Origin of the sequence: Caldimonas sp. (assembly GCF_046289365.1) — a bacterium.
GTDB lineage: Bacteria > Pseudomonadota > Gammaproteobacteria > Burkholderiales > Burkholderiaceae_C > Caldimonas.
In genome coordinates this window covers 9,224-19,187 of record NZ_JBKBVU010000049.1, presented here as the reverse complement: position 1 = coordinate 19,187, position 9,964 = coordinate 9,224, and the positions used below count along the sequence as shown (strand labels likewise).

Below are 9,964 nucleotides of genomic sequence, written 5' to 3'. Positions count from 1 at the left end.
CCACACCGGCGGACCGGCCCAGCCGGATCCGCGTGTGCACTCGCACCTGCGATGAGCGCCGACGCGGCACTCTCCCCCGCAGTTCGCTCCCTGCGGCGCAGCTTTGCAAAGCCCTGGAGTGTGGTCGGGCTTTGGCTTGTGCGAATCTTCACGTCATGCGGACTCGGCACGGCTCGTGCTTGCAACAGGCGGGGGTTTTCCCGTTTGTTCGGCGTTTGCGCCCCGCTAGGCTTTGCTGCAATGAGTCGACCGACCGCAGCAGTGGAGGTTGCCGATGAGCTCGCATGAACTGGTCCCCGTGAGGGACGCCACCATCCCGATTGCGCACATGCGCAGTGTCTACCGCGTCAGCGACGTGGAGCGCCGGCTGGACAAGCTGCCGCAGAAGGAACATGAACACCTGCGCGCCACCTACGAGCGCATGATCGAGCGCGGCCCCGAACGCTTCCAGGTCAAGCCCTCGGGCCTGCCGGTGATGGCTGCGCTCTACGACGAGCTGCCCAATTTCACCGAGGTGCTCGACGACGTGAAGCGCCAGCTCGCGCTGTGCGAGGACAGCCGCGATGCGCTGGAGATCACGCCGATGCTGCTGCTGGGCCCGCCGGGCGTGGGCAAGACGCACTTCGCACGGCGGCTGTCGCAACTGCTGGGCACAGGCATGGGGTTCGTCGCGATGAGCTCGCTCACCGCGGGCTGGGTGCTCTCGGGCGCCTCGTCGCAATGGAAGGGCGCGCGCGCCGGCAAGGTCTTCGAAACCCTGGTGGAGGGCCAGTATGCGAACCCGGTCATCGTGGTCGACGAGATCGACAAGGCCTCGGCCGAGTCGACCTATGACCCGCTGGGCTCGCTGTACAGCCTGCTCGAACACGACACCGCCGGCAGCTTCACCGATGAGTTCGCCGAGGTGCCCATCGACGCCAGCCAGGTGATCTGGGTGGCCACGGCCAATGACGAGCGCGCCATTCCCGAGCCCATCCTGAACCGGATGAACGTCTACACCGTGCCCGCGCCCGACCGCGAGGCCGCGCGCAAGATCGCATTGCGCCTGTATGCGTCGATCCGCGCCGAGCATGACTGGGGCGAGCGCTTCGAACCCGAGCCGCCGGAGGCCGTGCTCGACCGGTTCGCCGAGCTGGCCCCGCGCGAGATGCGTCGCGCCTGGATGACGGCCTTTGGCAACGCCAAGCTGGACCGGCGCAGCCGCATCGAGGTGCGCGACCTGCCCGAACTGGGCGCTCGTCGCAGCCCCATCGGCTTTGTGCACTGAGACCGGCTCTCGCGCCGACATGGCCGAGCGGGCCGCCCGGCTTTGTCGCGCGGCACCGGCGCACCGTGAGCCGCCTGACCCACAATGCGCCCGTCATGCATCGACGCGATTTTCTGCGGCAATGGCCCGCATGGGCCGGGCTGAGCGCCTGGTCGACCCTCCAGGCCCAGCCTTCTGCCCTGTCCAGCGCTGCGGCAAGCGCCGGCAGCGACCGCGAAATGCCTGCGGTGGCCTTTTATTACGGCCCTCAGCCCCCCTTGGAGGCCTTGCGCCTGTACGACTGGGTGGTGCTCGAACCCGAGCACGCCCTGGCTGCACGGGCCGACGTGGCTGCTTGGCTGGCCCCTGACAGCCTGGCCTTCGCTTATGTATCGTTGGGGGAGGTGCACCCCCAGCGCGCCTACGCCTCGGCCGTGCCATCGTCCTGGGTGCGCCGACGCAACGAGGCTTGGGGCTCCTGGGTGATCGACCAGACCGCGCCGGGCTGGTCCCGCTTCTTTTCGGAACGGATCATCGCCCCGTTGTGGGAGGCTGGGTTCCGTGCGTTTTTCCTCGACACGCTGGATTCATACCTGCTGTTTGCCAGCGACGAGGCGACCCGCCGCGCCCAAATCTCGGCGCTGCGCGAGACCTTGCGCGCCCTGGTGCGGCGCTGGCCAGGCGTGCGGCTGATGCTCAACCGCGGATTCGAGCTGATCGACGATGACTTGGCGGCGCACGTGACGGCCGTGGCGGCCGAATCCCTGTACCGTCGTCATGACACCGCCACGAAAGCCTATGTCGAAGTCCCCGAGGACGATCGGCGCTGGCTGTTGCAGCGCTGGGCCGAGCTCAAGCGCTGGGGACTGCCCGGCATCGCCATCGACTACGTGGCTCCCGGCCAGCGCGAGCAGGCCCGCCAGACGGCACAACGCATCGCATCCCACGGGTTGATCCCGTGGGTGGCCGACCCGGCCCTGGAAACACTGGGGGTGGGCGGCGTTGAAGTCGTGCCGCGCGAGGTGTTGCTCGTGCACGATCCGATCGACGCTCATGCGCTGCAACTCAAGCAACGTTCGGCGCATTTGTACGGCGCTTTGCCTTTGGAAGCTCTGGGCCTGGTGCCGCGCTATCACGCGGTCGACGCCGCGGTCCCTGACGCGCCGCTGGCAGGCCGATACGCCGGCGTGGTGCTGTACCTGGACAATGTGGCCCAGGCCGAAGCGGCCATGCCGTTGCTGGAGCGGGCGCGATCCGAAGGGGTGCCGGTCGTCCTGCTCGGTCAGGTTCCCACGGCGCTGTTGGGCCGCTGGGGCGCCTCGGTGGCCCGCGGCCGGCTGCAAGCGCCGGTGCAAGTGCGGCGCGCGCCCGGGGCCCCCTCTGGCGAGGCCGCCCCCCGGGTGTTGCCCGAGGCCTCCGTGTTGCTGCGCGCGCCCCGCGAGGCCCAGGTGTGGTGGTGGGCCGAGGACGATCAGGGCCGGCGCATGGATGGCGCGGCCATCACCTCCTGGGGCGGCTATGCCTTGCCGGGCTTTGGCTTGTACACCCTGCCGGCGGGCCTAGGCCACCGTTGGTGTGTGGAGCCGATCGAATTCCTGCGCCGGGCCTTGCGGCTGGGGCTCGATCCGATGCCCGATGTGACCACCTGCGTCGGCCGACGGGCCTTCTTCGTCCATTTCGACGGCGACGGCTGGCTCAACCGCTGCAACCTGCCCGGCACCCCCACGGCCGGCCAGTACCTGGTGCAGGAGTATCTGATGCGCTACCCGATCCCCATCACGGCCTCGTTCATCGTGGGCGAGCTCAGCGAGCAAGGGGTATACCCCGACGAGGCCGCCCTGGCCCAGCACTGGGCGCGACAGGCCCTGGCGCTGCCCCACGTGCAGGCGGCCAGCCACACCTGGTCGCACCCGTTCCACTGGGGCCAAGCCTCGGGCAAGACCGAAGCCTCGTATGAACTGCGCTACGGTGTCCACCTGAAGCTGCCCAATTACGTTTTCGATCTGCGCACCGAAATCGCCGGCTCCAAGGCCTGGATCGCCGAACGCCTGTGCCCGCCGGGCAAGCCCGTGGAGATGCTGCTGTGGTCCGGCGATTGCAACCCGCCGCCTGCCGCCCTGGCGCTGGCCCGCCAAGCAGGGTTGGGCACACTCAACGGCGGCGGCGGTGCCATGAGCCGGCTGCGCCCCAGCCTGACGGCCTTGTGGCCCATGGGACTGCCCAAACAAAACGAGTATCAGGTCTACGCCCCTGCATCCAACGAGATGGATTACACGAATAACTGGCAGCCCCCGTACACCGGCTACGAACACGTGGTCGATACCTTCACGATGACGGATGGGCCCTATCGACTCAAGCCAGTGAACATTTACTTTCACCCCTATCTCGTGACGCAGCCGGCCGGAGCGAAGGCCCTGCATGCAGCGTTTGCCTGGGCGCTGGGCCAAGCCCTGCATCCGATCACGGCGCGGCAGTACCACGATACCGTGCAGGCTTGGCGGACTGCGGCCGTCGGGCGGCGTCTGGGCGGCGGTTGGCGGCTGAGCAGCCCGTCGCCGCTGCGACAATGGCGGCAACCCCGCGCCGCTCCCAAGCCCTCGGTGAGCCGCAGCCGACAGGTGGCCGGCTGGCATGAACACGGCTCGCATCGCTATGTGCACATCGCGGCCGAGCGCGCCGAAGTGCGCGAAGGCCCTCCAGCGGGCCGTGTCGTCGATGCGAATGCAGCGATCGTGGACTTTGAACCGCGGCGCGACGGTGGATGGCGGGCACAGCTGCAAGGCCATGGCCCCGTGGAACTGAGGGTGGACTTGCCCGCTGGATGGCGGGTGTACACCACGGCCCACGTCCGGCAGGACGGTTCGTTGGCCTTGATCCGCAGCGCAAGCCCAACGCTCCAGGTGCAATGCCGCCCGGCTTGAGCTCCCCCGCCCCGGCGGCCGAAGCCGCCTCCCGCCCCCGGCTGCTCAGTGTGTCGCCAGACGACCCGCGCCGCAGCCGCTTGCTGCCGCGCGGCGCCTTGCTGGGCGTGGGCGGCGCATGCCTGATCGTGCTGGCCATTGTCTTTCCCGGCGAGGGCTTGGTGCGTCTGGTCGAGCGTTCGGGCAACCACGCCTTGGCCATCGACTACCTGCACAACCTCTTGCGCTTGCACCCGGGCGATGCGCGGCTGCTGCGGCTGCTGGCCGAGCGCTACCTGGCCATTGGCGAGGTCGAGCGTGCCTGGGAAACGTTGCAAACGGTGGACGACGCTGCCACCCAGGCCCTGCGCGAGCGCGTGGCGCTGGCATCGTGGCAGGCCGCCCGCGCAGGAGGTCGTCTCGACGAGGCCGAGCGCTGGCGGGCCTGGGTGCTCAAGGAGGTGGGTCAGCGCCGCCTGGCATCAGCAGCGGACTGGATCGACACCCTGGAGCTGCTGCACGCGCTCGAGGCCCTGGAGGCCGACCACCCGATGTGGGCTCAGGCGGCAACCTGGGGGCGGCGCGAACCCGCGCAAGCCCAGGCCTTGGCGCGTCGATTGCTGGCGCTGTCGCAGCCGCGCGCTGCCGCCGAGCTGCTCACCGAGGCCGCCCGCGCCAGCCGCGGCGCTGCACAACAGGCCTTGTGGCGCGCAGCCGCCCAGGCCTGGCTGGGGGCGAACGAGCCCGTCAAGGCCTGGCACACCGCCCAGGCCCTGGCGGCGCACACTCCCGTCAGCCAGGCCGACGCCTGGCTGCTGGCCCGCCTGGCCCAGACAGCGGCCGTGCCGCAGGCTGCCGCACGCTGGTTGCGCCTGGCGCTGCGAATGGGCGAGCCCGGCGAGCTGGGCGCGCCGCCGTCCCCGGTCGATCTGGCCACGCTGGACGAAGCCTGGGCGATCTTCGCCAGCGCAGGCGACCACGAAGCCGCCCTGGACATCAGCGCGCGGGCCCGCCGCCTGGCCCCGGCCAGCACCGTGTGGGCCGAACGGCACGCCCGGGTGCTTGAATGGGCTGGCCGACCGCAACAGGCCTTGCCCTTGTGGGTGCAGCTCATGCGAGGCCCTGTGGCGCGCTTGGCGCAAGAGCGGGTGCGCGCCCTGGCCCCGGGACTGTTCGACTGGGAAGCCCTGATCGCCTATTGGCGCGAGCGTGACGCTGCGGGTGCGCTGACGTCCGAGGAATGGCGCAGCTACATCGACCTGCTGCGCCAGCAAGGGTTGAGCGCACAAGCGCTGGAGGTGGCGCAGCGGGCCGCCGCCCAACATCGCTCACTGGACCGGGTGTTGGCAGCCTTGCTGTGGAGTGAAGGACGCATCGACGAGGCCCTGGCCGCTTACCGACGTGCCGAACGCGGCGGCTGGCTCGACACCGAAGCCCGTCTGGAAGCCGCCGGCGCGATGCTGGCGGCCTTGCAACTCGAAGAAGCGGCCCGTCTGCTGGCCCCCGACCCGCCGCCGCAGACCGCGCCTGCGCTGCGTGAGAGCTATCTCGAACTGCGTGCCGATCTGGCCTGGGAGTTGGGTCAGGACGAAGCAGCCCGGCGCGACTACGAGCGCTTGTACCAGGACGCCGAAAGCACCGATGCCGAGATGAGCACGTTTCGGGCCCAGCGTCTGCTGGCCTTGACCCGGCGCCTGGACGGCGCTGAAGCCGCCCTGCGTCGAGCCCCCGCCCTGTGGCTGCGCGGACCTTCGGATGGTTTGGCCGAGCTGTGGCTCGATGTGATCGCCGAGCGGCCCAGCATGCGCGCCATGCGCCAGTGGGAGCAGGCCATGGCCGAGACCGCCGAAGGCGCGGCCTTGCGGCAACGGCCCAGCCTGCTGCAACGCCAGGCCGGCGTGTGGCGCCTGCTGGGCCGCAGCGAGCGCGCCGGACCCTTGCTGCGACAGGCTCATTCGCTGTCGCCGCAAGACGTGTCCATCCTGACCGACTGGGTGAGCTGGCTGGTAGAACAGCGCCGCTGGGACGAGTTGCGACTCACGCTGTCGCTGCATGCCCAGCAGCTCGAACGCGATCCCGAGGGCCGACTCGTGTTGGCCGAAGCGGCGCGCGAACTGGGCCAGCCCGCCTGGGCGCTGCGGCTCATGCACGCCGAATGGGACCGCCGTCAGCACGACCCCCTGTGGCTGGCCGCCTATGCCGATCTGCTCGACGAGCTGGGACGCAGCGCGGCGGCCCAGCAGGTGCGCCAGCAAGCCTGGGCCCTGTTGCGCTCAGCGCGCACGCCCCAGACCACGCCCGCCGATGCGGCACAGGCTGCGCGCGCTTTGCAACAGCAATTGCTGCAACTGCGCCTGGCCCCCGGACGCGTTCCGCCGGAGCAAGTGCAAGCGCTGCTGTCCGGATTGCGCGACCGGCTGCGCATGGGCGATCTGGATGCGGCCGCTCAAGCCCAGGTCGATGCCAGCCTGGTGCACGCGCTGCTGGCGATGGAGCTCGATTCCTGGGCCGATTGGTGGTTGGCCCGACGCACGGTCAGCGGCGCCATCGGTGCGGGCCTGCGCGTGCTGCGTGCGCTCGCCCATGATGACCGCCACGGGGTGCGTGAGCATCTCGACGAAGGACGCACAGCGCTCAGCCCGGTCGATCGCGCCGAAGCCGCCTGGGCACTCGGCCAGCGCGGTGCCGCACTGGCCGAGCTGGCGGCCACGCTGGAAGCGGCATCCGCGCGCGAGGACGACCCGCAGCGTCTGCGGGCGCTGGCCACCCTCACCGCCGAGCGGCAACGCGAGCAGGCCCATCAGCTGCGCCTGGAGCAGCAGCAAGAGACGCTGTCCGGCGTGGCCACGCGCCGCACCCAGGCCCAGGCCGATCTGGCCCTGGGCGAACGCTGGACACTGCACGCCCATGTCGGTCAAGCCCAAATGACCCGGCGCGCGGGCTCGATCCTGGGCCCCTTGCCGCCGGACTCTCGCATTGGCGGCCTGGCCGCCACCTGGCGTGAGGAACGCTGGACACTGGGCGGGTGGTGGCGCACGCACGGCTTGGGCGCTCGACGCAGCACCTGGGGCCTGGATGCGCACTACCGACTCACCGACACCCAGCAGCTGCGGCTGCAAACGGCGTTCGACGCACCGGCAACCGACACCGAATTGCTGCGCGTGGCCGCCCGAACCCATCGTGTGCAGGCCCAGTGGGACGGCTCGCACGGCCGCCTGTACGGCAGCACCCAGCTCAGCCTGGCGCGCTACCACACCGATGCGGGCGGCGTGTTGGGCCAGGCCGGACAGTGGCGCGCCGAAGCCGGCTACTGGCTGCGCCGCGCCGAACCGGTGTGGGCCGTGCGAGGGTATGCTGCGGTGCGTCGCGAACGGACCGACGACAGCCCGCGCCCTGAACTGGGCCGCTGGTTGGCCTCGGGTGACACCGGGCTGTCGGGCGCGCAGGTGATGCCCGGCTCGCAACACGAGATCGGGTTGAGCCTGCGCTGGGGCCAAGCCGACGGCCTGGCCTCGCGTCGCTGGTGGCCGCGATTGGAGGTGGGCGTGACCCACTCCAGCCGCAACGGCCTGGCCCCCAGCGTGTCCCTCGGCTGGCGCGGCCCGCTGCTCGGCGGCGACGAGTGGCAACTGAGCGTGCAGCACAGCCAGTCCAACACCGGGCCGACCCGGTCCGTGCAATGGCAGTACCGACACTGGTTCGACCGATGAGCCCACAGCCCCGTTGACGCAACCGATGATCATGCCCAAGGAGTCCCGCCCATGAAATACGCAATGACGACGCGCCGCTGGTGGACCGTTTGCTCGACGGTCTTGATGAGTCTGATCCTGAGCGCTTGTGCCGTCCAGGCCCTGCCGCCACGGGCCATCGTGATCGGCGCGCACGAAACCTTGGCCGTGCTGCCGTTGCACAACGCCACTGAAGCGGCCTATGCCGATCGGCGCGCCCAAGCGATCTTGCTGGCCCTGCTCCAACAGCGCGGCTTGAAAGCCACGCTCTATCCCCAACCGGCCCCCGACAATCCGCTGCACATCAGCACCGTACCGAGTGCGTCCGAGGCCATGCAGTGGGCGCGGCGTGAAGGCGCCACCTGGGCCCTGACCGGCACCGTCACCGAATGGCGCTACAAAAGCGGCGTGGACGGCGAGCCTGCCGTGGGCGTGACGCTGCAACTGATCGAGGTGCGCAGCGGTGAGGTGGTCTGGTCGGCCACCGGCGCGCGCACCGGTTGGGGCTACCAAGCCTTGGCCGCCGTGGGGCAGGCACAGATCGATGAGCTGCTGCGCGGCGTGCAAGTGCGTGCCGCGCCTGCCGCCGAGGGCCGCCGTTGATGCTGTCCCCAAAGGCCCGCCGCCGTCTGCGCCGCCGCTCCTGGCTGAACCGGGTGTGGCGGCCGCGCGCGGCCACCGCGACGTGGTGGGCTTGGACCGAAAGCTTCTTGCTGCCGCTGATCGCGCTGTGGGTGGCCTGGCGCATGAATCCGGCCGACCCGCTGGCCCTGCACAGCGCTTTTCCCTGGGTGTGGTTCGGCGCCTGGTTGGCCGCGGTGCGCTATGGCGCAGGCTACGGACTGGCCGGTGCGGCCCTGTATGCCATCGTGTGGTGGTGGCACCACGCAGCGCCGATCGCCGGTGAGGCGCCGTTCGCAGCCAGCGGCGATCACTTCCCCGGTGAATACTTTCTCGGTGGCACCTTGATGACCCTGGTGCTTGGCGAGTTTGGTTCAGCCTACCGGCGCAGCGAGCGGCTGCACCGCGAGACCGCACAGGATCTGAGCGTGCGCCTGGAGCGCACCAAGCGTCGGCTGTTCATCGTCAAAGAAGCGCTGGCCACACTGGAACAAGAACTGGTGGACCGCCCCTTGACGCTGCGCGACGCCTTGCTGGACTTTCGGCAGCTGTGCGCACAATGGCAGCGCACCCACCCCGAAACCGAAAGCGCCGAACGGCCGCGCTTGCCGCAAGCCCTCGGATTTTTGCAGCTGCTCAGTCAGTCGTGCCGGGTCATGGAGTCGGCCATTTTCGTGCGCGATCCCATGCAGCGCAGCGGTTGGCACCGGGTCGCTTTGCTCGGTCACGAACTGCCGGATCTGGACGACACCCATCCCTTGATCGCCACCGTGCTCGACAACGGTCATGCGGCGCACATCGCCCAAGAAGCGTTGGCAGAGGTGGACACCAGCGACTGGGTGTACGCCGCGGTGCTGCGCAGCGACGAGCAAGGCCAGGTGCAGGCCCTGCTGGCCGCCCACACCATGCCATTCATGGCCTTCGAGCACACCAATTTGCAGCGCCTTCAAGTGCTGGTCGATGCCTATCGCGACTTCGTCGAACGCGAGCAAGGCGTGGGCGTGCAACGCGAAACCTGGCCCGACGCGCCCATCGAGTTGCAGCAGGAATGGACGGCGCTGATCCGCCTGAGCCGGCGCGCGCAGCTGCACAGCCATGCGGTGCTGTGGGCGCTGCCGCGGCCTTTGTCGGCCGAAGCACGCGCCCGCATGGAGCAGGCGCAGCCGGTGGAAAGCGAAAGCTGGCAACTGACATCGCCCTCGGGCCGCTTGGCCTGGGTGACGGTGCTGCCGCTGAGCAGCGCCGCCACACTCAACGCCTATTTGCAGCAAGCCGGCGAGGTCGTGCAAGCTGCAGCCCAAAGCCAGATCGAGCCGGTGGTCTACAACATCGAAGCCGCCCACAGCTTCGCGCAGCTGCGCGATGCGGTCAGGCTCCACTTGCACGGATTGGGTTGAACCGCCATGGACATGACCAGTCTGAGCAAACTGGCCAGCAGCGCCGTGGCGCTGGAAGCGGGAGCGTTGGCC

The 9,964-nt window shown here is 69.7% G+C and carries 5 protein-coding genes; all 5 read left to right on the top strand.

Translation table 11 applies throughout. The features are described 5' to 3' along the window. The first annotated feature begins 274 nt into the window (after positions 1-274). Positions 275-1,267 carry an AAA family ATPase gene (locus tag ACK42S_RS07245; RefSeq protein WP_409704982.1) on the top strand — a complete coding sequence of 331 codons (993 nt, stop codon included), beginning with the start codon at positions 275-277 and terminating at the stop codon, positions 1,265-1,267. Positions 1,268-1,362: 95 nt separating this feature from the next. Beyond that, positions 1,363-4,167, top strand: a complete 2,805-nt coding sequence (locus ACK42S_RS07240) for a bifunctional glycoside hydrolase 114/ polysaccharide deacetylase family protein (RefSeq protein WP_409704980.1) — start codon at positions 1,363-1,365, stop codon at positions 4,165-4,167. Continuing rightward, positions 4,164-7,856, top strand: a complete 3,693-nt coding sequence (locus ACK42S_RS07235) for a tetratricopeptide repeat protein (protein WP_409704978.1) — start codon at positions 4,164-4,166, stop codon at positions 7,854-7,856. The genes ACK42S_RS07240 and ACK42S_RS07235 overlap by 4 nt, the downstream gene beginning before the upstream one ends. Positions 7,857-7,907: 51 nt before the next feature. Continuing rightward, positions 7,908-8,477 (top strand): penicillin-binding protein activator LpoB, encoded by a 570-nt coding sequence (locus tag ACK42S_RS07230; protein ID WP_409704976.1) that lies wholly within the window; start codon positions 7,908-7,910, stop codon positions 8,475-8,477. Continuing rightward, a complete protein-coding gene (locus ACK42S_RS07225; protein ID WP_409704974.1) occupies positions 8,474-9,892 on the top strand; it encodes a hypothetical protein in 1,419 nt (472 codons plus the stop codon). The genes ACK42S_RS07230 and ACK42S_RS07225 overlap by 4 nt, the downstream gene beginning before the upstream one ends. The last annotated feature ends 72 nt before the right edge of the window (positions 9,893-9,964 follow it).

Excerpts from the sequence above, each read along its gene's own strand:
- ACK42S_RS07245 (WP_409704982.1), top strand. The coding sequence starts at position 275 with ATGAGCTCGCATGAACTGGTCCCCGTGAGGGACGCCACCATCCCGATT.
- ACK42S_RS07230 (WP_409704976.1), top strand. The coding sequence starts at position 7,908 with ATGAAATACGCAATGACGACGCGCCGCTGGTGGACCGTTTGCTCGACG.
- ACK42S_RS07240 (WP_409704980.1), top strand. The coding sequence starts at position 1,363 with ATGCATCGACGCGATTTTCTGCGGCAATGGCCCGCATGGGCCGGGCTG.